18 protein-coding genes are annotated in these 24,803 nt (G+C 70.8%); 7 read left to right on the forward strand and 11 right to left on the reverse strand.

Annotation, left to right across the window (positions count from 1 at the left end):
• Window positions 1-47 precede the first annotated feature (47 nt).
• A complete protein-coding gene (locus AC5DRG_RS45160) occupies window positions 48-1,082 on the forward strand; it encodes a LacI family DNA-binding transcriptional regulator (RefSeq protein ID WP_491805920.1) in 1,035 nt (344 codons plus the stop codon).
• Here AC5DRG_RS45160 and AC5DRG_RS45165 read toward each other — a convergent pair.
• Window positions 1,075-2,235 (reverse strand): Gfo/Idh/MocA family protein, encoded by a 1,161-nt coding sequence (locus AC5DRG_RS45165; protein ID WP_491805922.1) that lies wholly within the window; start codon window positions 2,233-2,235, stop codon window positions 1,075-1,077. The two genes, AC5DRG_RS45160 and AC5DRG_RS45165, sit on opposite strands and share 8 nt — an antisense overlap.
• Before the next feature lie 112 nt (window positions 2,236-2,347).
• Here AC5DRG_RS45165 and AC5DRG_RS45170 point away from each other — a divergent pair, with 112 nt between their 5' ends.
• Window positions 2,348-3,352, forward strand: a complete 1,005-nt coding sequence (locus AC5DRG_RS45170) for a LacI family DNA-binding transcriptional regulator (protein ID WP_491805924.1) — start codon at window positions 2,348-2,350, stop codon at window positions 3,350-3,352.
• Here AC5DRG_RS45170 and AC5DRG_RS45175 read toward each other — a convergent pair.
• The gene (locus AC5DRG_RS45175) at window positions 3,324-3,686 is read right to left on the reverse strand and encodes a cupin domain-containing protein (RefSeq protein WP_491805926.1); all 363 of its coding nucleotides are present in this window, start codon (window positions 3,684-3,686) and stop codon (window positions 3,324-3,326) included. The genes AC5DRG_RS45170 and AC5DRG_RS45175 overlap by 29 nt on opposite strands.
• Window positions 3,687-3,837: 151 nt before the next feature.
• Between AC5DRG_RS45175 and AC5DRG_RS45180 the strand changes: the two genes are divergently transcribed.
• Window positions 3,838-4,362, forward strand: a complete 525-nt coding sequence (locus AC5DRG_RS45180; protein WP_491805928.1) for a hypothetical protein — start codon at window positions 3,838-3,840, stop codon at window positions 4,360-4,362.
• Here AC5DRG_RS45180 and AC5DRG_RS45185 read toward each other — a convergent pair.
• Entirely contained in the window at window positions 4,355-5,185 is an 831-nt protein-coding gene (locus tag AC5DRG_RS45185) for a class I SAM-dependent methyltransferase (protein ID WP_491805930.1), read from the reverse strand. The two genes, AC5DRG_RS45180 and AC5DRG_RS45185, sit on opposite strands and share 8 nt — an antisense overlap.
• Before the next feature lie 97 nt (window positions 5,186-5,282).
• On the opposite strand from AC5DRG_RS45185, the gene AC5DRG_RS45190 reads away from it, so the two are divergent.
• Entirely contained in the window at window positions 5,283-6,770 is a 1,488-nt protein-coding gene (locus AC5DRG_RS45190) for a glycoside hydrolase family 3 protein (protein WP_491805932.1), read from the forward strand.
• A gap of 70 nt (window positions 6,771-6,840) precedes the next feature.
• Here AC5DRG_RS45190 and AC5DRG_RS45195 read toward each other — a convergent pair whose 3' ends face one another.
• Window positions 6,841-8,127 carry a glycoside hydrolase 5 family protein gene (locus AC5DRG_RS45195; RefSeq protein ID WP_491813336.1) on the reverse strand — a complete coding sequence of 429 codons (1,287 nt, stop codon included), beginning with the start codon at window positions 8,125-8,127 and terminating at the stop codon, window positions 6,841-6,843.
• A 22-nt stretch (window positions 8,128-8,149) separates the two neighbouring features.
• Between AC5DRG_RS45195 and AC5DRG_RS45200 the strand changes: the two genes are divergently transcribed.
• On the forward strand, window positions 8,150-9,142 hold the full coding sequence (locus tag AC5DRG_RS45200) for an N-acetylglucosamine kinase (protein ID WP_491805934.1): 993 nt from the start codon (window positions 8,150-8,152) through the stop codon (window positions 9,140-9,142).
• 62 nt (window positions 9,143-9,204) lie between these two features.
• A complete protein-coding gene (locus AC5DRG_RS45205; RefSeq protein ID WP_491813337.1) occupies window positions 9,205-11,376 on the forward strand; it encodes a glycoside hydrolase family 3 N-terminal domain-containing protein in 2,172 nt (723 codons plus the stop codon).
• Here AC5DRG_RS45205 and AC5DRG_RS45210 read toward each other — a convergent pair.
• From AC5DRG_RS45210 to AC5DRG_RS45235, 6 genes are all read right to left on the reverse strand, one after another.
• Window positions 11,366-12,244 carry a carbohydrate ABC transporter permease gene (locus AC5DRG_RS45210; RefSeq protein WP_491805936.1) on the reverse strand — a complete coding sequence of 293 codons (879 nt, stop codon included), beginning with the start codon at window positions 12,242-12,244 and terminating at the stop codon, window positions 11,366-11,368. The genes AC5DRG_RS45205 and AC5DRG_RS45210 overlap by 11 nt on opposite strands.
• Window positions 12,241-13,260: a carbohydrate ABC transporter permease gene (locus AC5DRG_RS45215; RefSeq protein WP_491805938.1), complete on the reverse strand. Its 1,020-nt coding sequence runs from the start codon at window positions 13,258-13,260 to the stop codon at window positions 12,241-12,243. The genes AC5DRG_RS45210 and AC5DRG_RS45215 overlap by 4 nt, the downstream gene beginning before the upstream one ends.
• A 2-nt stretch (window positions 13,261-13,262) precedes the next feature.
• On the reverse strand, window positions 13,263-14,633 hold the full coding sequence (locus AC5DRG_RS45220; protein ID WP_491805940.1) for an extracellular solute-binding protein: 1,371 nt from the start codon (window positions 14,631-14,633) through the stop codon (window positions 13,263-13,265).
• A gap of 168 nt (window positions 14,634-14,801) precedes the next feature.
• A complete protein-coding gene (locus AC5DRG_RS45225) occupies window positions 14,802-15,440 on the reverse strand; it encodes a peptidyl-prolyl cis-trans isomerase (RefSeq protein ID WP_491805942.1) in 639 nt (212 codons plus the stop codon).
• On the reverse strand, window positions 15,437-19,684 hold the full coding sequence (locus AC5DRG_RS45230) for a glycoside hydrolase family 38 N-terminal domain-containing protein (protein ID WP_491805943.1): 4,248 nt from the start codon (window positions 19,682-19,684) through the stop codon (window positions 15,437-15,439). The genes AC5DRG_RS45225 and AC5DRG_RS45230 overlap by 4 nt, the downstream gene beginning before the upstream one ends.
• 108 nt (window positions 19,685-19,792) lie before the next feature.
• Window positions 19,793-20,674 (reverse strand): MurR/RpiR family transcriptional regulator, encoded by an 882-nt coding sequence (locus AC5DRG_RS45235; protein ID WP_491805945.1) that lies wholly within the window; start codon window positions 20,672-20,674, stop codon window positions 19,793-19,795.
• Between the two features lie 170 nt (window positions 20,675-20,844).
• On the opposite strand from AC5DRG_RS45235, the gene AC5DRG_RS45240 reads away from it, so the two are divergent.
• On the forward strand, window positions 20,845-21,609 hold the full coding sequence (locus AC5DRG_RS45240; RefSeq protein WP_491805947.1) for a sugar isomerase domain-containing protein: 765 nt from the start codon (window positions 20,845-20,847) through the stop codon (window positions 21,607-21,609).
• Window positions 21,610-21,702: 93 nt separating this feature from the next.
• Here AC5DRG_RS45240 and AC5DRG_RS45245 read toward each other — a convergent pair whose 3' ends face one another.
• Window positions 21,703-24,774 carry a beta-N-acetylglucosaminidase domain-containing protein gene (locus AC5DRG_RS45245; protein ID WP_491805949.1) on the reverse strand — a complete coding sequence of 1,024 codons (3,072 nt, stop codon included), beginning with the start codon at window positions 24,772-24,774 and terminating at the stop codon, window positions 21,703-21,705.
• Window positions 24,775-24,803: the final 29 nt, after the last annotated feature.

Consider the following 24,803-nt stretch of genomic DNA (forward strand, 5'->3'; position numbering starts at 1 on the left):
CAGGAAGCCTTCAAAAACCCCTCAAGGAACCGAGGAGCCCCGCGCCCATGGGTCACCCCTTCCCGATCCGGGAGATCGCACGTCAGGCAGGCCTGAGCGAGGCCACCGTCGACCGTGTCCTGAACGGCCGGGGCGGGGTCCGCGAGAGCACCGAGCGCGAGGTGCGCCAGGCCATCGCCGACCTGGACCGGCAGCGCGCCCAGGTCCGGCTGGTCGGCCGTACGTTCATGATCGACATCGTGATGCAGGCGCCGGAGCGCTTCACCACTGCCGTCCGCGCCGCCCTGGAGGCCGAGCTGCCGTCCCTGCACCCGGCCGTCCTGCGCTCACGTTTCCACTTCCGGGAGACCGGCCCGACGGAGGAGCAGGTCAGGACCCTGGACCGGATAGCCAGGCGTGGCTCGCAGGGCGTGATCCTCAAGGCCCCGGACGTGCCCGAGGTGACCGCGGCCGTCGGCCGGCTCGTGGCGGTCGGCATACCGGTGGTGACCCTGGTGACCGACCTGCCCGCCAGCGCACGGCTCGCCTACGTCGGCATCGACGACCGGGCGGCCGGCGCCACGGCCGCCTATCTCATGGGCCAGTGGCTGGGCGATCGCCCCGGCAACGTCCTCACCAGCCTCAGCAGCGGCTTCTTCCGCAACGAGGAGGAGCGCGAGATGGGCTTCCGCAGCGCCATGCGGGCGAAGCACCCCGACCGCGCACTCGTCGAGATCACCGAGGGCCAGGGCCTGGACTCCACCCAGTACGACCTCGTCCACGCCGCCCTGAAACGCGACCCCGACATCCGCGCCGTCTACTCCATCGGCGGCGGCAACATCGCCACCCTGCGCGCCTTCGAGGACCTGGGCCGCGAATGCGCCGTCTTCGTCGCGCACGACCTGGACCACGACAACACCAGGCTGCTGCGCGAGCAACGCCTGTCCGCCGTCCTCCACCACGACCTGCGCCAGGACATGCGCGACGCCTGCCACACCGTCATGCGGGCCCACGGCGCACTACCGCCGGCCGGCCCCATGCTGCCGTCCGCGATCCAGGTGGTCACGCCGTACAACATGCCGCCGCAGACGAACGTCAGCTGACCGCCACGTCCACCCAGGACCGGCTCTCCGCCGAGCGGGACATCGCCTCCAGTACGGCCGCACTGTGCACGGCGTCCGGCAGCGTGGCCCCATGCGGCGTGCCCTCGGCGACCGAGCGCAGGAAGCGGTACGCCTCGATGACCTTCAGGTCGTCGTAGCCCATGGCGTTGGCGGCACCCGGCTGGAACGCGCCGAACTCGCCGTCGCCCGGGCCGACGTACACCGTGCTGACCGGCTGGTCCTGGTACGTCGTACCGCGGCTGACGCCCAGCTCGTTCATCCGGCGGAAGTCCCAGAAGACCGCGCCCTTGGTGCCGTGCACCTCGAAGCCGTAGTTGTTCTGCTCGCCGACCGAGACCCGGCACGCCTCCAGGACGCCGCGCGCGCCGGAGGCGAAGCGCAGCAGGCAGTTGACGTAGTCCTCGTTCTCGACCGGGCCGAGTTCGCCTCCGGTGGCCAGGGTGTGGCCGGCGGTGGCGCCGGTGGGGCGGGCCCGCTCGGGAATGAAGACGGCGGTGTCCGCGGCCAGGGACGCGATGTCGCCGAGCAGATACCGGGCCAGGTCGGCGCCGTGCGAGGCGAGGTCGCCCAGCACTCCGCTGCCGCCGCGCTCACGCTCGTACCGCCAGGTCAGGGCGCCGTCGGGATGCGCCGCGTAGTCGCTGAAGAGACGGACGCGGACGTGCGTGACCGTGCCCAGCTCGCCGGAGGCGATCAGCTCGCGGGCGGCCTCGACAGCGGGCGCGTTGCGGTAGTTGAAGCCGACGGCGCCCTGGACACCGGCCTTGGCGACCGCGTCGGCCACGGCACCCGCGTCCGCCACCGTCAGGCCCACCGGCTTCTCGATCCAGATGTGCTTCCCGGCCTCCGCCATCGCGACGCCGATCTCACGGTGCAGGAAGTTCGGGGCGGTGATGCTGACGACCTGGACGCGGGGATCGGCGGCCACGGCGCGCCAGTCGCGGGTGGTCGAGGCGAACCCGTACTGCGCGGCGGCCTCCTCGGCCCGTCCCGGCACCTCCTCGGCGACGGTCACGAGCTCCGGACGCCGGGGCAGCTGCGGGAAATGGTGCGGCACGCGCGCGTACGCCTGGGTGTGCACCCGCCCCATCCAGCCGAACCCGACGACAGCGACACCGAGCGTGCTCACCATGACAGCCCCTCTTTGGACCGGTCCATTCCTTGTCCAGCCCACCCTGAGCGCGATGTCCCGCAGGTGTCAAGCCCCTTTGACAGCTGACGACTCCCATGGAACGGTCCATGCCATGAGACCCCCGACGATCCGCGACGTTGCCGACCGCGCCGGCGTCTCCAAGTCGCTGGTCTCCCTCGTGCTGCGCGGCTCGGAGCAGGTGCGTCCCGAGAAGCGGGAGGCCGTGCGGCGGGCGGTACGGGAGCTCGGCTATGTGCCGAACGCCGCCGCGCGAAGCCTCAGCGAACAGCGCACCCGCACGGTCGGCGTCCTCCTGAACGACCTGCGCAACCCGTGGTTCGTCGACCTCCTGGACGGCCTGAACTCGCTCCTGCACGACAACGGCCTGCACATGCTTCTGGCCGACGCCCGCCTCAACCGCCGCATAGGCGAGGACCTCGCCCGCCCCTTCCTCGACCTTCAGGTCGACGGCCTGGTGGTCGTCGGCACCCTGCCCGATCCGGCGGCCCTCGGCGCGGTCGCCGAGCGGATTCCGGTGGTCGTCGCCGGTGCGCGCGAGCCGGTCCCGCCGGGCGTCGACGTGGTCGCGGGCGACGACGAGCAGGGCGCCCGGCTGGTCACCGAGCACCTCATCGGGCTCGGCCACCGGCGCATCGCGCACATCGCCGGGTACGGCGTCGTCGGCGAGCTGCGCCGACGCAGCTTCGAGGCGACGATGCGGGCGCACGGTCTCGCGGACGGCGCGCTCGTCGAGGTGAGCGACATGACGGAGGAGGGCGGCTACCGGACGACCGTCCGGCTGCTCGGCCGCGCCCCGGCCCACCGGCCCACCGCCGTCTTCGCCGTCAACGACATCGCCTCCGTCGGCGTCCTGTCGGCAGCCGAGGAACTGGACCTCCGCGTCCCGGACGACCTGTCCGTCGTCGGCTACGACAACACGAGCATCTCCCGCCTGCGCCACGTCTGGCTCACCACCGTCGACAACGCCGGCCACGAGGTGGGCCGCCGCGCGGCCCGCTGCCTCCTGGACCGCTTCGACACGCCAGGAAGCCAAGGGAGCGTCCGGCTGGCCGTGCCGACGCTGGAGATCAGAGGGACGACGGCACCGCGAGGTTGATGGCGTACGCCTTGCGCAGGGTCTCGTGCACCGTCCACGTCGTACGGTCGCCCGCACGCAGCACGGCCATGTCCCCCGGACCGACGTTCAGCGTCGCCCCACCCTCGACCTCGATGGTCGCCGACCCACTGATCACCACGAACAGCTCGTCCGCCTCGGTATCGGTGACCACCCCGGGCGTGATCTGCCAGACCCCCCGAACCTGCCGCCCGTCCTCCGACTCCCAGACGACCTTCCCGGTCACCTCGGGCTCCCCGGAGACGATCTGCTCCGGGTCGAGCGGCTCGGGTTCGAGCTCGGCGTCGGGGATGTGGATCACGAAGCTGTGGGTCATGGCACGACCCTAACCAGCGCGAACGCCGTTCGGGCGCCGACAGAGTGTGGGGTAGCGGAGGGCGCGCGCGGACACCGTGTCCAGTGGCGCGGGTGAAGGTGCCGGGTGATCGTTCAGGGGACAAGTCCCTACGTCCCCGAAGCGAGCCCCCATGGTGGCGAAACCGGCGGCACTCCCCGAGCCGCCCCCGCACGACACACGGTCGGCCGTGCTGTTCGGGGGTGTCTACGGCTCCGTACTCGCGTGTGCCATGGTCGCCGCGCTCACCCAGTACGGCCACACCTCCCGCACGAGCCGCCGCTACGACGCCCTGTGGCTGTTGGTGACCGCGTTGGCCTCCGCCTTGGCGCACGGCTACGCCCACATCATCGCCGAGCGGGGGCCGCACCGGGGCTGGGCCGCCCTGCGTACCGTGCTGCGGACCCTCGCCGACGAGTGGCCCCTGGTCGCGGCCGTGCTTCCCACCGTCCTTGTGCTCGCGGGGGCGGGCTGGGGCTGGTGGTCGGCGGACGGGGTCGAGTACCCGGCGTTCGTCCTGAACATCGCGCTCCTGTTTGGCCTGGGCCTGGTCACCGCCCGGTGGTCGGGGCGTGGTTGGGGTGTCGCCGTGCTGATCGGGGTGGTGGACGCGATGCTCGGGCTGGTGGTCGTCGTGGCGAACGCGGTCATCAAGTGAGGGCGGGGGCCGTGCTCGCGGAGTTCCACTTACGGCCCCGCACCGCCCAGGCGCGGGCCGTCAGTGGGATCGAGCCGTCCGGCTGCTCCGGGACCGACGCCGCGAGCGCGTCACGTAGTCGGTTCCGTTCGGTTGGGGCGAGGGCGGCCACGTAGCCCGGTGCGGGGCCCTGGCCGGCCAGGAAGGGTTCCCACAGGTCGGTGAAGTCCGTGAAGACGGTGGGTACTTCGAGCGGAGTCACGGATACGTCCGTGAGGCCCGCGTCGGTCCACAGCGAGCGGAGTGGTTCCGGTCGGCAGTCGGGGAAGCGGCGGGCCTCGTCGAGCGATGCCGCGGCCGGGTCGAGGTCGACCGCTGTGGTCCAGAAACGGCGCAGGAATTCCATGCCTTCGGCGTAGTCCCACACGTACGTCGCGATCAGGCCGTTCGGCCTGACCGCCCGGATCATTTCGGCAACCGCCTTGGCGGGCGCCGGGACGAAGTTCAGCGCCAAGCCACTGACGGCCACGTCGTACGCCTCGGCGCGCACGGGCAGGGACATCGCGTCCGCCACGACGTAGTGCACGCAGGAGGCGGGAGCGTTGGTCCTTGCCGAGCGTACGAACGCCTCCGACCGATCGCACGCCACCACCTGCCGTGGCCGGGCCCGGGCGGACACGGCCGAGGACAGCGCACCGGTGCCGCAACCGACGTCGAGCCATCGGAGTCCCTCAGCGCCGTCGATCCAGGTGGTGAACTCGTCTGCGATCAGTCGACTCCACCGGCCCATGTACTGCTCGTAGGCGGACCCGGCCGCCCACACGTCGAACCGCTCCCTTTCCATGGCTCCACGATCCCGGCTCGTGCGCGGGAATGCTCCACTGAATCAGTGATCCATGAAGTCGTTGACATTTGGCTGATCGAGCCAGAGGATTTCCGGGGTGACCCCCAGCGAGCACGTCCCCGCCGGCCCGGCCCTGTCCTCCGACCTGGACGAGGCGGTCCATCGCTGCCTCGTCGCCGGATTCGACGGCACCACGAGCGTTCCCGACCCCCTCAAGCGCCTCATCGACCGCGGCCTGGGCGGGGTCATCCTGTTCACCCGCAACGTGCGCGACGCGGGGCAGGTCCGTGAACTCACCGACACGCTGCGGGCGTTGCGCCCCGATCTGCTGGTCGCCATCGACAACGAGGGCGGCGGCATCGGCCACCTGGTGAGTGCGGGCGCGCCCGAGGTCCCCGGTTCCTACGCGCTCGGCGTCGTCGACGACCCCTCGCTCACCGCCCGGTGCGCCGACGCGCTCGCCGCGCACCTCGCCACGCTCGGCATCACCGCGTCCTATGCCCCCGTCGCCGACCTCCAGCACCAGCCGCTGAACCCGATCGTGCGCACCCGCTCCTTCGGCGCCGACCCCGACCTTGCCTCCCGCCACCTGCACGCCTGGATCACCGCCACCGAGGCACGCGGCATCGCCTCCTGCGCCAAGCACTTTCCCGGCCACGGCGGCACCGTCACCGACAGCCACCACGAGATGGCGGTCGACCCGCGACCGTACGACGAACTCGACCTCGCTCCCTTCCGCGCGGCCGTCGACGCCGGTGTGCCGATGCTGATGAGCGCGCACGTCGTCTTTCCGGCGTTGGATCCCGACCTGCCCGCCACGCTCAGTCCGCGCATTCTCAGTGGGCTGCTGCGTGACGAACTCGGCTTCGACGGGGTGCTGGTGAGTGACGCGCTGGAGATGAAAGCGATCGCCGACCGTTACGGCGAGGCCGCGGGTGCGCGGCTTGCGCTTGCGGCGGGGGCCGACCAAGTCATCGTTGCCGTAGCCGACTTGGGGGTCACGCTGGCCTGCCGGGATGCCGTGGTCGATGCGGTGCGTGCCGGTGAACTGTCCGAGGAGCGGGTGTGGGAGGCCGCGGGGCGGGTGCGGCGGCTTGTCGAGCGGTATGCGACACCTGTCGAGGTGGTTGGGGCGTGGGACTCCGGGGCCGGGTTGGAGGCGGCGCGGATCGCCGTACGGCGTGGGGGCGTCGTGCCGTTGCGGGTGCGCGGCGCGCATGTCGTCGACCTGTTTCCGGAGCCGCATCCTGCGCTCAACTGGGGTGGGGAGGATTTGCTGACCGCGGTGCGTCTCGTTGATTCCGCGGCGGGGGGTACCGCTGTTGCCGGGGAGCCTGAGGATCTGGGTGCGGTGGTTGACGAGGTGCTGCGGCAGGCTGGGGACGCGCCGTTGGTTGTCGCCACGTGTGATGCCGGGCTTTATCCCTGGCAGGAGCGGCTGCGGGATGCGGTGGTGGCTCGGCGGGGGGATGTGGTGCGGGTTGATACCGGGATGCCGGAGGGTGGGGTGGTCTGTTCGTTTGGGCGGGGCCGGGTTAATTTGCGGGCCTTGGCGGAAGTGCTGAGTGGGGGGCCTGTTGTGTGACGGGTGCCGGTCGGCTGTGGCTGGTCGCGCAGTTCCCCGCGCCCCTAGGTAAGTTGGAGCGTGCGTTGGGTCAGGGGCGCCGTAGGACCTTGGTGATGCCCCGTGCTGCCAAGTAGCTCTCGTCCTCTGCCCGTTCCGCCAGGACCACCGCCGGGCGGGTGCCCTCCTGCCGCAGGCGCATCCACTCCTCGAAGTACTTGCCGCCCGGGCCGGACATCGATCGAGTCGCCCGCGTGCACTCCAGGACCAGGGCCGTCTCGCGTACCGGCGCCGTGCGCGGCTTGGTGCGTAGTTCCGTGATCGTGTCCGCCAGTGCTTGCGCTATCGGCTTGGGGTGGCCCTTCGAGTCGAACAGGCCCAGCGTGTATTCGAGTTCGGGGTAGTCGGCCAGGGCGCGGTCCACGTCGTGGGAGCACCACCACGTCACGCCCCACAGGCCCGTGCACTCGGCCGCGTTGAGGAGGGTGGCGCGGGCGAAGTCCGGGGCGTTCGCGGCGGGAATGTGTGGTTCGGGGGCGCCGGTTTCCTGGACCCAGACCGGGCGAGCCGGGTCGGTGGCGTAGGCCTTGGCCAGTTCCGTGCCGTACTCCGCCAGGTGGTGCACCTGCGGGGAGCTCGGGCCGTAGAGGCGGGCGCAGTTGGCGGAGAAGACCCAGGGGTGGACGGTGGTCAGGTCGCCCTTGCGGGCGGAGGCCTCGGGGGTGAAGGGGTGGTCGTCGCCGTACCAGGCGGCGTCGTAGGCGGAGTGGGTGACCAGGCGGTCCGGGGGAGCGGTGGACAGGCCCTCGCGGGCGGCGGTGAGCAGCGTGTCGAGGTAGTGGTCGACTTCCTGGACCGTGACCGGGTTGTGCTCCACCAGGTTGTTGAGCTCGTTGCCGAGCTGGAGGCCTATGAGGTTGGGGCGGTCGGCCAGGGCGCGGCCGAGCGTGCGGAGGAGGTCTGCCTGGGCCTCTATCGCCTCGGGGTCGGTGAACACGTTGCGGTGGTGCCAGCTGCGGGTCCACTCCGGGTAGAAGTCGAAGCTCGACAGGTGGCCCTGGACGCCGTCCACCATGACGTCGAGACCGGTCTCGGCCGCCAGGTCGACCAGGTGCGCCAGTTGCTCCACGGCGGTGGAGCGGATGAGGGTGCGGTTGGGCTGGAGGAGCGGCCAGAGGTGGAAGATCCGGACGTGGTCGAGGCCGAGCCCGGCTATCTGTGCCAGGTCCTCGCGTGCGTGCCCCGGGTCGAAGTCGTGCCAGGCGTGGAACCAGCCGCGGCGCGGGGTGTAGTTGACGCCGAAGCGGGGCGCGGGGGCGGGGGGAGTGCTGATGGGGTCCTCCTCGACGACCGGGGTGGGGCCTTGTGTCCGGCGAATGTATCAACCACCATAGTCGTCGATGAGTAATAATTTGAACCAGGAATTCGTGGTCGGCCTGGATGCCGGCGGCACCCGCACGCGCGCCGTCCTGGCGACCGCGCACGACGGCCGCCCGCAGGGCGAGGGCACCGGAGCGCCGGGCAACGCCCTGACCGTTCCGGTGCCCGAACTCACCGACCACCTCGCCGACGCCGTCGCCCAGGCGGTCCCGGAAGCGCTGCGCGGCAGCGTGGTGGCGGTGGCGGGTGGCTTCGCGGGCGCCTCGCGGACCGCCGCCGACGAGCCCGGCCGGCTCAGGGCACACGCCGCCCTGACCGCCGCGCTGGGGCGCCTCGGTATCACCGCGGTGTCGGTCGAGATCTACAGCGACATCGAGGTGGCCTTCGCCTCCGCCCCCGGCTTCCCCGCCGACGGGCTCGCCCTCGTGGCCGGCACCGGCGCGGTCGCGGCCCGCATCACCGGACGCCGCTGCACCGCCACCGCGGGCGGCGACGGCTGGCTCCTCGGCGACGACGGCAGCGGCTTCTGGATCGGCCGCAGCGCGGTCCGCGCGGCCCTGCGCATGGCCGACGGACGGGGTGGACCCACGTTGCTGGCCGCTGCCGTCGGGCGGGCATTGGGTCTGCCGGGCGAGGCGCTGCCGTACGACGGTCAGGAGTGGTCCCGGGAGCGGCGCGAGGTCTACCGGATGCATGTGCTGCCCGCCGTCATGGCCCGGCCCCCGGTCCAACTCGCCCTCCTCGCCCCGCTGGTGGCCGAGGCCGCCCGCGACAAGGACGCCGTCGCCGAGGCGATCCTCCAGGAGGCCGCTGGGCAACTGGCCGACACCCTGCGGGCGTTGGGGCCGCGCCCAGGCGAACGGGTCGTCGCCACCGGCGGCCTGCTCGGCCCGGACGGGCCGCTCCTCACCCCCGTCACCGACCGTCTCCGCCTCCTCGGGCTGACCGTCGACCGCGTGGCGGACGGCTGTCCGGGAGCCGTGGCCCTCGCCATGACGGAGTGCGGACGGTGACCCCGACCTACCGGGATCCGGCCGCCCCGATCGAGGCCCGCGTCCGCGACCTGCTCTCCCGCATGACGCTGACGGAGAAGGTCGGCCAGCTCAACCAGCGGATGTACGGCTGGGACGCCTACCGCCGCACCCCCGACGGCGACTTCGAACTCACCGACGCCCTGTACGCCGAGACCGACCGCTTCGCCGGACTCGGCGCCCTCTACGGACTGCTGCGCGCCGACTCCTGGTCCGGCGTAGACCACACCACCGGGGCGGGCGCGGCGGACGGCGCCGTCCTCGCCCACCTGGTGCAGCGTCACGTCCTGGAACGCAGCCGCCTCGGCATCCCGGCGCTGTTCGTCGAGGAGGTACCGCACGGCCTCATGGCCCTGGACGCCACGGTCCTGCCCGTCAACCTCACCGTCGGCGCCACCTGGGACCCCGAGCTGTACGAGGCCGCCGCCGCCCACGCCGCCGCCGAACTGCGCGCCCGCGGCGGCCATGTCGCCCTCGTCTCGGCTCTCGACATCGCCCGCGATCCCCGCTGGGGCCGTACCGAGGAGTGCTTCGGTGAGGACCCCTACCTGGCCGCCCGGCTGACGGAGGCGCTGGTCCGGGGGATGCAGGGATCGGGTGGCGTCTTCGCCGCCGACAAGGCCCCCGTCGTCCTCAAGCACTTCGCCGGGCAGGGCGCCACCGTCGGCGGCCGCAACTCCGCCGAGTCCGACCTCGGGCCGCGTGAACTGCACGAGATCCACCTGCCCGCCGCCCGCGTCGGCGTACGTGCCGGGGCCGCCGCCGTCATGGCCGCCTACAACGAGGTCGACGGCCTGCCCTGCTCCGGCAACCGCGCGCTGCTCACCGAACTCCTCAGAGAACGCTGGGGGTTCGAGGGCCTGGTCATGGCGGACGGTCTCGCCGTCGACCGGCTGGCCCGCATCACCGGCGACAAGGTGTCCGCCGGTGCCCTCGCGCTCAACGCCGGTGTCGACCTGAGCCTTTGGGACGAGGGCTTCACACATCTGGAGACGGCGGTCGAGCGCGGCCTGGTCGGCGAGGAGGCCCTCGACACCGCCGTCGCCCGCGTCCTGCGCCTCAAGTTCCGCCTCGGCCTCTTCGAACAGCCCTACGCCACAACGGAGTTGCCCTCCCCGGAACGCGGGCGGGCCCTGAGCACCGACCTCGCCAGAGCCTCGGTCACGCTCCTCCGCAACGACGGGGACCTGCTCCCCGTTCGGGCCGCGAGTGTCTCCCGTATCGCCGTCATCGGTCCCCAAGCCGCCACCACCGCCCACCAGTTGGGCGACTACACGGCACCACAGCGTCCCGACACGGGCGCCGCCGTGCTCCACGCGCTACGACGGCACGCCCCGCCCGGTATCGACATCCGCCACGCCCGCGGCTGCGCCCTCACCGGCGACGACCTCTCCGCGATCCCCGAGGCGGTCGCCGCGGCCGCCGCCTCCGATCTCGCCGTGCTGGTGCTGGGCGGCAGCAGCGCCCGTACGCCCGAGACCGAGTTCGACGCCAACGGGGCGGCCCTGACCGCCGCCTCGGAGATGACCTGCGGCGAGGGCGCCGATCTGGCCGGACTGCGGCTCGGCGCCGCACAGCACGCGCTCCTGGACGCCGTCGTCGCGACGGGCACGCCCACCGCGGTCGTCCTGATCCAGGGCCGCCCGCACGTCGTGCCCGACACGGCCGCCGCGCTGCTCACCGCCTGGTACCCGGGCCCGTGGGGCGGTGAGGCGATCGCCGAAGTGCTGCTCGGACTCACGGAACCGGTCGGCCGACTGCCCGTCTCGATCCCGCGCTCGGTGGCCCAACTCCCCGTCTACTACAACCACAAGGACACCGAGTACGGCGCCTACGTCGACGAGAGCGCCGAGCCGCTCCACTCCTTCGGGCACGGGCTGTCGTACACGACCTTCGAGTACGGCACGCCACGACTGTCGGGCCGTACCGTCGAGGTCGATGTCATCAACACCGGGGCCCGGTACGGTCGTTCAGTCGTCCAGGTCTATCTGAGGCGCCTGATCACCCCCGTATGGCCGCGCACCCTCGAACTGTGCGCGTTCGAGGGTGTCGGCCTCGCGCCGGGCGAGCGTCGCACGGTCGCCATGACCCTCGATGAAAGCCAAATGGCCCCGGCCGACTCCGTCGAGATTCGCGTCGCGGAGTCGGCCCGGGCCGCGCTCACCGCCGTACCCGTCGTGCTGGACCTCAGAGGCCTCAGCGACCTCAGAACTTGACGGCTCCCGAGGACACGCCCTTGTAGAACCACCGCTGCGTGATCACGAACAGCACCAGCACCGGGATCACGGAGATGACCGAACCGGCCATGACCATCCGCTGGTCGTAGCCGAACGACGAGCTCTGGAGCCGCGAAAGCCCCAGCGTCAGCGTCATGTTGCTCTCCGAGCGCAGCACGATCAGCGGCCACAGGAAGTCGTCCCAGGCGCTGATGAAGGTGTTGATGACGACCACCATGATCGCGCCCCACGCGGACGGCAGGTACAGATACCGGAAGCGCTGCCACTCGTTCGCGCCGTCGAGCATGGCCGAGTCCTCGATCTCGCGCGGTACCGCGAGGAACGCGCCGCGCATCAGCAGGACGTTGATGGCGCCGACGAACCCGGGCAGCCACACGCCCGCCAGGCTGTCGACCAGGCCCAGGTCGCGGATGCTCAGGAACAGCGACACCATGATCGATTCGAAGGGGAACATCATCGAGGCGATGAGTACGACCCAGACCGCCTTGCGGCCCTTCCAGCCGGGCTTGGAGAGCATGTAGCCGGCCGTCGTGGAGAACACCAGCTGGCTGGTGACCGACAGGACGACCACGATCATGCTGTTCCTGATGTACGTGGCCACCGGCACCTGCTCGAAGACCGTCCGGTAGGCCCGCAGGGTCGGATGCTCCGGCAGCAGCGTGGCGTTCGCCCCGAAGACGTCCTCGCTGGTGCTCTTCAGGGAGGCCAGCAACTGCCAGAGCAGCGGGCCGACGGTGAGGCCGAGCACGAGGAACAGGAGCAGGTAGCGGACGAACAGTTCCCGGGGGCGGCCGTAGTCCCGCCAGCGTGGCATCAGGCGCCGGCGCTTCTCCACAGCCGTGGTCATGACTCGTCCTCCTTCGTCAGGCGCTGCGCCAGCAGGGTCAGCCCCAGCGTCAGCGCGAACAGGGCCACGCTGACGGCCGAGCCGTAGCCGGCGTTGCCGGTGATCGGGTCCAGGCCGACGTCCCGGATGTAGAAGGGGAGGGTGCGGTCGGCGCCGCCGGGGCCGCCGGTGGAGCTGCCGAGCATGTAGATCTCGGTGAACACCCGCAGCGAGCCGATGCCGGTGAGTGTGCCGACGAGCATCATGGCCTGTCGTACCCCGGGGACCGTGATGTGCCAGAAGCGGCGAGCGGCACCCGCGCCGTCCATGGACGCCGCCTCGTGCAGCTCCTTCGGCACGTTCCCGAGCGCGGCCAGGTAGAAGACCATGTACCAGCCGAGCCCCTTCCACAGCGTCAGGCCCATCGCGGACAGCAGGATCAGCCAGGAGTCGGACAGGAACGGGATGGCGTCCCTGATCAGATGGGCCTTCTCCAGCCAGGTGTTGACCAGCCCGTCGTCGGCCAGCAGCCACTGCCAGCTCAGACCCACGACCACGCTGGAGGCGAGGACCGGGGTGTAGAAGGCGGAGCGGAAGAAGCCGATGCCCGGCAGGTTCTTCTCCACCAGGACGGCCAGCAGCAGCGGCAGCAACACCATCAGGGGGACGACGATCACCGCGTACAGAATGCTGTTGCGGGTGGCGAGCCAGAAGTCGTCGTCGTGCAGCATCCGCGTGTAGTTGTCGAGCCCGACGAAACTCGCGGCGCCGCCAAGCGGCTTGGCGTTGGTGAACGACAACAGGAGTGTGTTGAGGAACGGGAACACCCCGAACACCACCGCGCAGACGATCGCGGGAGCGGTCCACAGCCAGGGCAGCCACCAACGGCGGTACATCGCCGCCCCGTTGGCGCCCGGAGCGGGGCCGGGCAGGGCGGCCCGGGCGAGTCGGCGGGCGCGGGACGGGGCCGGGCCCGGCGCGGAGGACGTGGCCTCCACACCGGGCACGGACACCGGGTTCGTGATCTGTGCCGTCACCGTCAACTGCCCTGCTTCAGCAGCTCGTTGGCCTTCTCCTGGGCGTCCTTGACCGCGTCCGCCGCGCTCTTCTTGCCCTGCATGGCCAGCTGCACCTGGGACACGATGGCGTTCTGCACCGACGGGGAGAGAACGGTCTGGTAGGCCGTGGTGGTCTTCAACTGCTCGGCGACCAGCTTGCGGGCCTCCGAGAACGGGTCGCTGCCGGTGACGTTCTGGAAGAACGGGTCGTCCAGCGACTCGGTGGTCGTCGGGAAGATCACCACCTTCGGGTCCTTGCACCAGGCCGTCTGGTTCTCGGCGTTGGTCAGGAACTCCGCGAACGCCAGCGCCGTGGGGGCGTTCTTGCTGGTCGCGGCGGCCGCTATGTACTGCGGGGCCCCCGTGGTGTGGCCGAGCGCGTCGAAGGGCTGCTGGCCGACGGCGGTCTTGGCGTAGACCGACGGGCTGTTCTGCTGCACGAAGCGCACGAAACTCGGGTTCGTCGAACCGTAGGCGATCTTGCCCTGGCTGTAGAGCGTGGAGGGGTCGTTGTTGGAGGACAGGGAGTCCTTCGGCATCGCGCCTTCCTTGTACAGCTTCGCCATCCACTCGACCCACTCGGTGGTGCGCGGATCGTCGGCGAAGGTGGCGGACTTGCCGTCGGTGGAGAGGACCTTGATGCCCATCTGGTCGAAGTCCGCCGGGATCCGCGACACCGGGTTGGCCGTCGTCGCGTAGTACTTGCCGTCGCCCGCCTTGGCGATCTTCTCGTAGTCGGCGAACAGCCCGAAGATGGTCGTCGGCGGCTTCTCCGGGTCGACGCCGGCCTTCTTCAGCAGGTCGGTGTTGTACGTCAGGAGGACGCCACCGGTGTACCAGGGCAGCACGGTGTGGATCGACTTGCCCGAGGCGTCCTTGAAGGTGCTGGACTTCCAGAACGCCGGCACGAAGGGCTTGGAGGCGTCGGGGTCCTTGGTGCCCACGTCGAGCAGGTAGCCGGACTTGGTGAGGGCGGTCGCCGTCTCGGCGTTGACGTTGATCACGTCGGCCAGGGTGCAGGCCTGGGCGTCGGCGACGGTGCGCGTGGTGAACGTGTTGTCCCCGGGGTCGTCGATCCACTTGACCGAGGCGTCGGGGTGGGCCTTCTCGAAGTCCTTGATCACTCCGTTGAAGAAGTCCCCGAAGTCCTTCTTCAGGTTGGTGGTCTGGAAGGTGATCTTGCCCTTGATGTCGCCCGAGAGTTTGCCGGACCCGACGTTGGCCTTGTCGACCGTGCAGCCGCCGGCGGTGGCGTCGCCGTCGTCGGAGCCGCCGGAGAGGCCGCAGCCGGCCGCCGTCAACGTCAATACCACGAGACAGGCCAGGGATCCGGTCAGTCTTCTTGCGCGCATGTGGTGCCCTCCTGAGACCAGTTCGATCGCTGGTTCAATCAACCAACTTCGACTCCGATTGATGAAAAGGTGGACCAGAATTCATCGGAGGTCAATGGGTTGCCGTGTTGCGTTTAGGTTCCGTCCGCGATCAACACCGCGATCGGCGCGCTGATTCAGCTCAATGATTCAGTGCCGGTGCTCGTGGTCCGAGTGCGTGGGATCGCCCGGGTGCTCGTGCCCGGAGGCGTACACAACCCCGCCCCGTGCCCGGTCGAGCCAGTCGAAGAAGGCCAGCCGGCCCCGCGCCCGCCGCAGTTCGCGCAGGATGCCCTCACGTGCCAGTTCGTACGGCAGGTAGTCCTCCGGGGCCGCCCCGCCGAACGGGTCGACACCGCGCCGCAGTGCGTCGGGAGTGAGGTAACGATCCCGGTTGCGCTCGTAGTAGTCCCGCACGGCGGGCCCGGGGACGGCCTGCTCGCTCTCCAGCTCGCCGAGCAGGAGCCGGGCGGCCGGGGAGTGGGCCAGCGCCACCGCGACGATGCTGCCGAGATCGGCGACGTCCGTCTCCGCCACGGCGAGCACCCGCGTGGGCGACACCTCCTCGGGCGGCTTCAACCCCCGCTCCACACAGGCCCGTCGGGCCAGCTCGTCCACGACGACCACCTGCGTGGCCCACCGTCTACGCTGCCGCTCGGCCCTCGCCAGGGCCTCGGGCCGGGTCTCGCGGTCACGCGCCGGTACGGCCTTCAACAGCGCGTCCACACGCGCCTCGGGGAGGGCCGCACCGCGTACGACAGCGGCGGCACCCTCGGGAAGACGCGTCACGCCGTCACCTCCAGCGCGACGGCCTCCGTATAGGCCACGCAGCCGTTCCAGGCGACCTTCGCCATCAGCCAGTACGACCCCGGCGGCACCGCAGAGCCGTCCACCTCGATCACGCACTCCAGCCGCTCCCCGGCGCCCACTGTGAAGCCCTGGCAGCCGGGACCGACCCCCGGCCAGGTCTCCCAGGAGGACACGGCCCACAGCGTGCCGCTGACCGGCCCGCGGGTCGTGTTCCGCACGGTCATCGGGACCCGGACGCGCTCACCCCGGCGCACTTCGACGCGTTCAACTCCCAGTCGGGACACGAGAGTCGGTCCGGTGCGCCCGTCCGGCTCACCGTCCACCGCCGCGCCCGGCACGTCGAGGGCCACGACGTCCTCGTACACCTGCCCCCGGTACGACAGCCGCGCGGCGAGCCAGTGGCGCCCGGGTGGGGCGTCGGGCGGTGGCGTGACCGTGACCTCGGCGAGCGTGAAGCCGCCGGGGCCCAGGGCGTAGGGGAGTTCGGCCGGCTCGGCGGACCAGCCGGGCGGTACCCGCAGGGTCACGGTGCCGGACACCGGTGCGTCGGTGAGCTCCGAGCCGACCCGGACGGTCGCGGTGACGGGCCCGGAGACCGTGAGGGCGGCGGGCGAGACATACACCGCGACCGGCATGTTGCCGCGGGGGGCGGGGCCGGAGTTGTGGAGCCAGTAGCGGGTGTGGACCGGCTGGGCGGGCTCGTGGGCCGCGATCCCGGGATCGGAGGAGGTGGGGGTGGTGCGGGGCGTGGCCAGGACCGTGGCGACCTCGAAGCCGGTCAGGCCGAGGCGGAGACCTCCCGTCCCGTCCGGCCCCAGCGGCTCCCCGGGCCGCTCCAGTACGTCCGCTCGGGCGCCCCGCGTCCACTCCAGCGGTCCGTGCACGCGCGCGTGGGCGGGGCGTCCGTTCACCTCGTGCATCCGTACGACGACTCCGCGCCCCGGGTCGGCCGGTGCCACGCTGCCTCGTGCGAGGGGGGAGCCGAGCGGCTTGAGCGCGTCGAGCAGCACCTCGCCCGCGGGTTCGAGGGCCAGCAGGGTTGCCTGCCGTGGCAGGGCGGTGGTGTCCGAGGGTTGCCGGGTCCGTGCCCTGAGTGGGTGGTTGAACTCGTGCCCGGCCTGGGGCAGTCGCGCCTCCCGCCAGTCACCGGCGCCCGCGACGACGGCGTACTCGAACGTGTGGGACCAGCGCTGGAGTTGGAACGCCGAGCCGTCGGGGGCCGTACGCCGGGGCGGGTCCACCCAGATGCCGGAGGGCCAGCCCGTGCACGAGCGCATCAGCGACATGTAGAGGTCGCCGGAGGCGGTGACCACGCAGCCGGGCGTGCCCCGGTTCAGGACGGCGAAGCTGCGGCCGTCCCAGGCGTCGCCCGGCGGCAGGGCCTCGCCGCCGCCCGCCGCCGTGGCCGTGACGCTGAAGTCGTCCAGGTCGGCGATCAGCGCGTCGACCGCCTTCGCGTCGCCCTCCGTGTCGGTGCCCGCCACCACCAGCAGCGGCAGCCGTTCGAGGTCGCGCAGGTCGGCGCCGGGCACCCACTCCTCGCGCAGGGAGGCGCGCGGCGCGACCCAGACGGACGCCACGCCCTGTTCGGTCAGTTGCCGGCGCAGCTCGCGGCCGGCGGCCGGGTCCATGGCGAGCGCCTCGGCGACGAGGGAGTTGCGTTCGGGGCCGCCGACGGCGATCCGGATGTCGGGCAGGTTCGAGTCGACTTCGAGGTCGCCGTAACGGGGCCCGCCGGCGATGGTCGAGGTCGCGGTGACGCCCGCGCGGACGAGGGCCGCGGCGAGCGGGGTGCCCAGCTCACCGGCCGTGCCCCAGTCCGCGTACACCAACTCGGCCACACCGAGGGAGCGTTGACCCAGCAGGGTGCCGGAGTCGTCGTGGACCGCGACCCGGGCCGTGGACCCCAGCCCGAACCAGGTGTTGGCCGGGTTGTCGAGCGTCCACGGGAACTGCTCGCTGTCCACCTCCACGAACCCGAACCCGCGCCCGATCACGGCGTCCGCCACCTCGTGCACCGGCAGTCCGCCCCGCACGTCGGAGGGCCAGCGGACCCGGATCAGCCGGTCGGCGCCGTCGTAGCCGTCGATGGTGGTGGACACGTCCAGCCGCGGCACGCCCTTCCACAGGCACAGCCGCTGCGTGTACCGGAACAGGCCGAGGTCGGCGGTGACGGTGATCCGCGACCCGGCGGGGGAGTGCTCGACATCGATGTCAGCGGTCACATCTCCGCTGCGAGCGGCGGTCGTTCCGGTCGGGGTGAGGTGCCAAGGGCCCTCGCCGAAGCGCGGATGCCTTGAGTACTCCTCCTGTACGACGAGTTCGTTGCCGATGTCGCCGGGGCGCAGCAACTCCCGGCCGCCGTCCCCCTCGGCCAGCGCGCGCAGACCGCTGACGGCGCCGCCGCGCGCGGGGTCGACCGTCACCTCGTAGAACTCGTTGCGGATGGTGGCACCCTCGCCCGCCGTCCACCCGGCGACTGAACCCTCCGCGAGCGGAAGGGCCTTGAGGCCCATGCCGGGCATCTCCGGTACGACGACCCGGAGTTCGCCGTCCTCGCGTACGGCGGGCAGTGGCACGCCGGTGTCGTCCAGCGGGACGAGTCCCGGGTCCTCGACCGTCAGCACGTCCCGGCGCTCCCAGGTCGCGGAGTTGAAGACGACAAGGTCCGTTCCCCGCCAGGGAGTTACCGCGTCGGCGAGCGCCTGCGTCGCGTCGGTGTGCACGGCCTCTGCGAGGTCGTACAGCTCGCGCCAGCCCGTCATCAGGTCGATGTACACCTGGTCGGACTCTGAGCCGGTGATGGCGTCGTGGTGGGCGCCGTAGATGAGCTGCCGCCAGGCCTTGTCGAGGGCCGCGTCCGGGTAGGGGTGGCCGGTGACGAGCGAGGCGAGCGTCGCCCAGGCCTCCGCGTCGGCGAGCACCGTCTCGCCGTGGCGCTGGGCCTGCTTGGTGTCGATGTAGGAGACGTCCTTGCCGGTGTAGACGGGATTCATGTCGCGCGTCTGCGGCGACGCCTTACGCCCCTCGGTCTCCAACTCCCCCCGTACGGCGGCGAAGAAGTCCCGCGGGATCGCGCTGACGAAGCGCGGCCAGACGTAACGGGCGTTCCAGTCCCGGTGGATGCCCATCACCCAGCGGCACGGCGGGGCGTAGTCACCGCCGACCGGGAGCAGCACATTGCGGGTGAGCGCGACCTTCTTGAGCCCCTTGAACAGCTTGAACGCGGCCGCCTGAGCCTCCGGCAGCGTGGGCGCGTTGTCGATCGCCCAGCCGGCGCCGTAGTGGTTGACCATGTAGGCGGTCAGCAGCCCGCGCCCGGACGGTGCGATCCACGAGAACTCGGCGGGGAACTGCATCCGCGTCGCGTCCCGCGGCTCCTCACCGAACACGGACAGCGCCGGACCCCACTGGTGGAAGGGCCCGCGCGCCCACGAGCTGGAGGTGACCCCCGCGTCCGCCATCAGCCCAGGGAACTGCGGATCGTGCCCGAAGGCGTCCAACTGCCAGGCGGTCTCCGGGGATGCCCCCATGATCCCGCGCTGGTATCCGTCGCCGTACAAGGCGTTCCGTACGGTGGCCTCGGCGCCGGTGAGATTGGTGTTGGGCTCGTTGTAGGTGCCGCCCATGATCTCGACGCGGCCGGTGCGGATCAGCTCGCGCAGGAAGGCGCGTTCCTCGGGGAAGGCGTCCCAGTACGGCTTGAGGTAGTCGACCTCCGCCAGCACGAAGGTGTACGCCGGGTCGCGGCGCGCCAGATCGCAGTGGGCGCGCACCAGGCTCATCCCGGACTGGCCGCGGGAGTCGAAGGTGCGGGCGGGCAGTCCGCTGGTGGCCGGGTCGTCGGCGACGTCCCAGGTCTCGGTGTAGGCGGCCTGGGTGTTCCACCACACGGGGTCGTAGTGGAAGTGGCTGACCATGAACATGGTCCAGCCGGGCTCGGCCGCCGTGAACTCGGCGGTACCGGAGGCCAGTTGGTCTCCGTCGGCCGCAGTGACGGTGACCTGGTCGCTGTCGCCGGCCACGGGTATCTCGGCGCGTACGGTGCCGTCCTCGCCGACGGTGGCGAGTGTCTCCCCGACGCTGTGCAGACCCCCCGGGCCCTCGGCGGTGAGCCGGACCGACCGGCCCGGGATGTGCTCGATCTCGGCGACCACCACCTGGTACGGCTGCTCGGCGGTGCCGACGAAGAGCTCGGTCGACTCGACGGAGATGACGCGCATGGGGCTCCTACGACTGCTCGGCGGAGCCCCATCCTGGCATCGGCGAGATGGTTCAAACAACCACCTTGACGTTTCCTCGGTGGTTCATCCATGCAAACCCGGCTGCGCTCAGCGACTGCGCCGGGACTTCATCGCATGCTGCGGGATGATGTGGTCGGTCAGCGCCAGGGAGGTGCTCGCGCGCTGGTAGGAGAGCTGGGCGACCCGGACGTAGAGGCAGTCGATCAGGACCAGGACGGAGTGCCGGCCGCCGATCCCGGTGAGGAAGTTGGTCTCCGAGGCGGACGAGATGAGCCGGATGTCGGCGGCCTTGGCGAGCGGTGAGCGCGGGTCGGAGGTGATCGCCACGGTCGTCGCCCCGCGCTCCTTGGCCAGCTCCAGCGGCTCGACCGTCTCGCGGGTCGCCCCGGTGTGCGAGATACCGATGGCGACGTCCGCCGGGGTGAGCAGGGCGGCGGAGGTGGCGGCCGCGTGCACCTCGGTCCAGCCGCGCACCGCGCAGCCGATGCGGAAGAGGCGGGTCTCGGTCTCCTGGGCCACCGCTCCGCTGCCGCCGACGCCGTACACGTCGATGCGCCGGGCGCGGGCCGTCGCCTGGGCCGCGCGCTCCATGGCGTCCAGGTCGATCCGGTCGATGGTCTGCTGGACCGCGCGCAGGTCGGCGTTGCCGACGACCTGCACGACCCGTTCCAGACTGTCGTCGGGGGAGATGTCCGGGCCGATCTCGGCGGTGCCCCAGTCGGACACCTCGCCGCGGCCGCGCTCCTGGGCCAGCTCGATCAGCAGGTGCTGGTAGGAGTCGAGGCCGATGGCCCGGCAGAAGCGGGTCACCGTCGCCTGGGAGGTACCGGTGCGACGGCCCAGCTCGGCGGCCGAGCAGTGGGTGACGGCGGCCGGATCCTCCAGGATCAGGTCGCCGACCTTCCGCAGGGAGCCGGCCAGCCGGGGAAGCTCGGTGCGGATCAGTGTGGTGACGTCTGTCGGGGGCATGGAAAGAAGGTATCAGCCACCGTTCATGTCACAGATTGAATCTCAGGACCGAAGGTCAGGGGCGACGGCCAGGACCGGGGCCGTCCGTTGCTCGCGACACCTCGCGTGTGATTTATTGATTCACCTAATGTGATGTACGAGGTGGTTCAATCCACCGGTGGGGAGTGTCCGTGTCCGACGAGTCCGTGAGCGCCGAGGGCTTCGCGCGCGAGAGCCTGACCGTCCTCGACCGCATCACCGAGTCCGCCCGCGAGGAGGTCACCCGGGCCGCGGAACTGATCGCCGACTGCATCCGTGCGGACGGTGTCATCCAGGCGTTCGGCACCGGCCACTCCCAGGCCATGGTCCTTGAACTCGCCGGGCGTGCCGGGGGGTTGGTGCCGACGAATCGGCTCAGCATCGCCGACCTCGTTCTGTACGGCGGTGACTCCCCGAGCGTTCTCGACAACCCCCTCCTGGAGCGTGAGCCCGGAGTGGCCGCGCGTCTCTACGACCTGGCCGGTCCGCGTCCGCAGGACCTCTTCGTGATCATCTCCAACTCCGGCGTCAACAACGTCATCGTGGAGATGGCGCTGAAGGTCAAGGAACGCGGCCATCGGCTCCTGGCCATCACCTCGCTCACCCATACTCGGGCCGTTCCCGCCGGGCACTCCAGCGGCAAGAAGCTTGTCGACCTTGCCGACGTCGTTCTTGATAACGCGGCGCCGCGTGGGGATGCGTTGCTGGAGCTTCCGGGTGGGGGCGCGGTGTGTGCGTTGTCGACGTTGACCGGGGTGATGTTGGTGCAGATGGCCGTCGCCGAGGCGTCTAGGTTGCTTCTCGACTCCGGTGAACGTCCGCCGGTTTATGTCTCGGCCAATGTGCCTGGCGGGTTTGAGGGGAACCTGGAGTTGGAGGAGCGGTACGCCGGGAGGATTCGGCGTACCGCCAGTTGAGGGCTCCGTTGGGGGTGCGTTGTCGGCTGCGGGGCGGTGGGGGCTTGTCGCGCCTACGCGGCGGAGCCGCATATCGATACAGCCCCGCACCCCTTAGGGGGTTAGGGCCGCCGCCAGTGGATAGGCGCCCGTGGAGAACGGCGACCCTGACGTGCCTGAGGTCACGTCTATCGGCACCAGTACGTTTCCGTCGGCCGTGGTGACGTATGCCGTGGTGCCGTTCCAGTTCAGGGCTACGTCGAAGGCTGACTTGCCTACGGTGATTTGCTTGCCCGGGGCTCCGGTGACCGTGTCCACGGGCGTGACGTAGTCCCCGGTGCTCGGGCTGACCCACAGTGTCCGGCCGTCCGGTGACAGGGCGAGGCCGTAAGCCTGGCCGGTGACCAGGAGTGTTGGCTCGGTGTCGTTCGTTGCCGTGTCGATCGGAGTCACCGTTGAGCCGCCGGAGTTGGACACGTACACCGTCTTCCCGTCCGGTGCGGCGACTACGTTGAAGGGCCTGGGGCCGACCTGGATCGCCGCGCCGGCCTTCTTCGTCGAGAGGTCGACCGGTGTGACCGTGTTGTCGTGGATGTTGGCCACGTACAGCGTCCGGCCGTCCGGAGTGATCGCCATGTTCTCCGGCCCGGACCCGACCGTGATGACCGCGCCCGCCTCCAAGGTGCCGGTGTCCACCGGCTGGACCGTTCCGTCCGTGTAGTTGGCGACCCACAGCGTTCCGCCGTCCGGAGTGAGCGCCAACCCGGCGGGGACGTGGCCCACCACGACCGTGGCGGTCACCGTGCTGCTCGCCACGTCGATGACGCTGACCGTGTTCGAGCCCTGGTTGGCGGCGTAGGCGGTACGGCCGTCGGCGCTCACGACGACCTCGCCCGGGTTGTTGCCGACAGCTATGTCGGTGGTCTTGGCGGAGGTCAGGTCGATCGAACTGACCGATGCGCCACTGAAGTTGGCCGTCAGGGCCTTCGGCGAGCCCTCGCCGTCGGCGACCCGTACCGGTATCGCCCGGTCGAGGATGCCCGTGCCCGACACCACGATGGAGTGGACGCCCTCCTTGACCGCGGTGAGGGTGACGGTGGCCGAGGCGGTGCCCCCGGCCGGGACGTTCACCGTGCCCTCGGTCGGCGAGGCCGTGACGCCGGCCGGTACGTCGAGTTTCCAGGTGACCGTGCGGGCTTCCTTGTCCGAGAGTTCGAGGGTCACGGTCTCGGAGGCGCCCGGCTTCAAGGTGAGGGAGTTGGGGGAGAAGGAGGCATCGACGCCCGGGTCGGGGGCGTTCTCCAGCATCGTCGTGTAGAGGAACTGGTCCATGACGCCCGGGGAGACCTGCTGCGGGATCGCGTCCAGTTCCTTGCGCTGGGTCCTTAGCCGGTTCCAGTACGTGGAGACCGCGTCGGCGTCACCCTGCTTGTTCGCCAGCAGCAGGTCTACGGCCGTGAAGCCCGCCGTGCCGTAGCTGCCGAGCTTGTCCAGCCAGGCCGAAGTCTCCTGAAGGAAGCCGGGGTTGGCGAGATGGGCCCGCAACTCGGCGGGTGTGGCGGCCATGTCGGTGAAGTACGCCTTGAGCGCGTCGGCGGCCTCGTCGAGACCGCTGTCCTGCTCGTAGGCGGAGCGGAAGGCGGCGATGAGCCGGGTCAGGGTGGGGGACTCGGTCGCGTCCAGCTGGGAGGAGTAGTTGTTCTCCGCGAAGATCCGCAGCCATTTGGCCGCCGTGGGGCCGCCCAAGTCGCGGACGGAGGCGAGGAATGCGGCCCGGGGGTCGTAGGCGTTGGGGTTCCAGAGGTAGGTGGCTGAGGTGAACAGGGCGATCTTGCTCGCCTCGCCCTGGATCATCGGGTTGGCGGTGACGCCGGTCGCGGCCCTGGCCACGGCGGCCTCCCGTCCCGTGTACGGGCCGAGCAGGAGGCGGCTGGTGACATAGTCGTTGACCGGGTAGTTGTCCCAGACCAGGATCGGGTGGCCGAACACCTCACGGGCCTCGGCGACTTGTGCGGCCGTGATGGTCGGGGCGATCACGCCGACGCCGGTCCACTCGACGACGACCGACGGATCCAACTTCTCCCGCAGCGCCGTCTTGTAGGGCGAGTCGGCGAGGTCCGAGTACTCGGTGGGGACCATCTCCAGCGGCTGGAGCCCGGTGTGGGTGGCGGAGAACTCCCCCCACACCTGGTTGAGCAACCGGGCCTGGGCCGCGCCCGCCGCGCCGCCACCGGTGCCGAACTCCTGCTCGTCGGCGTCGCAGTTCCACTTGGTGTAGCTGATGTCGTCCAGCGGTATCGCGAAGGAGCGGACACCGATGTCGTACAGGGAGTCGAACTTGGCGGTCAGGGCCTGGACGTCCGCGTCCGAGGAGTAACAGACCGACAGGCCCGGGGAGAGGGCGTAGGTGAAGCGGACGTGGTTGGCGTCGGCGTGGTCGACCAGTTCCTTCAGCTGGGCCAGCTCGGCTGCCGGGTACTCGTCGCGCCAGCGGGCACGCAGATAGTCGTCGTCCTTGGGGGAGTAGACGTACACGTTCTGCTTCGTACGTCCGTAGAAGTCGAGTTGGCTCAGTCGCTCGGTGTGCGTCCAGGGCGTGCCGTAGAAACCCTCGATGACTCCGCGCAGGGCGGCGGTCGGCCAGTCGCGGACGGTGACTTCGGGCAAGGCGCCTTGTCCGGTGACCAGTTGGCGCAGGGTCTGGGCCGCGTAGAAGGTGCCGGTCGTGTCGATGCCGGAGAGGGCGACGACGGACCGTCCACGGTCGCGGCCGGACGCGAGGACGTAACCGCCTGAGGGCAGGCTGGACGGGGAGGTGGCGCCCAGTTGTCGCAACGCGTGCCCGGTCGCGCTGTTTTCGTCCGGGCCGCCGACGTAGACCGTGAACGCGGCCTTCGCGGGAGGCTTGTCGACGGTGACGATCCTGTCGGCTCCGGCCTCGCGCAGGACGGACTCGACGAGGCGGCGGGCCGACGGGTCGGTGCCGGGGCCGACGACCTCAACGACCCGGTCGGGGACGGTGAGTCGACCCGGTCCCGTCGTCTCGATGTGCTGCGGAGTCGGCCATACCTGGGGGAGCGGCGCCTTCGGGGTGGCGGACGCCGCCGTCGGCAACGACGGGGCGGTCAGCGCGGCGGCCACCAGCAGGAGGGCGGCCGGACGTCTGACACGCAGGGCTGAGAACACGGATTCCCCTTCCACGACATGTAGATGGG

Source organism: Streptomyces sp. JLBG701, from assembly GCF_058544905.1.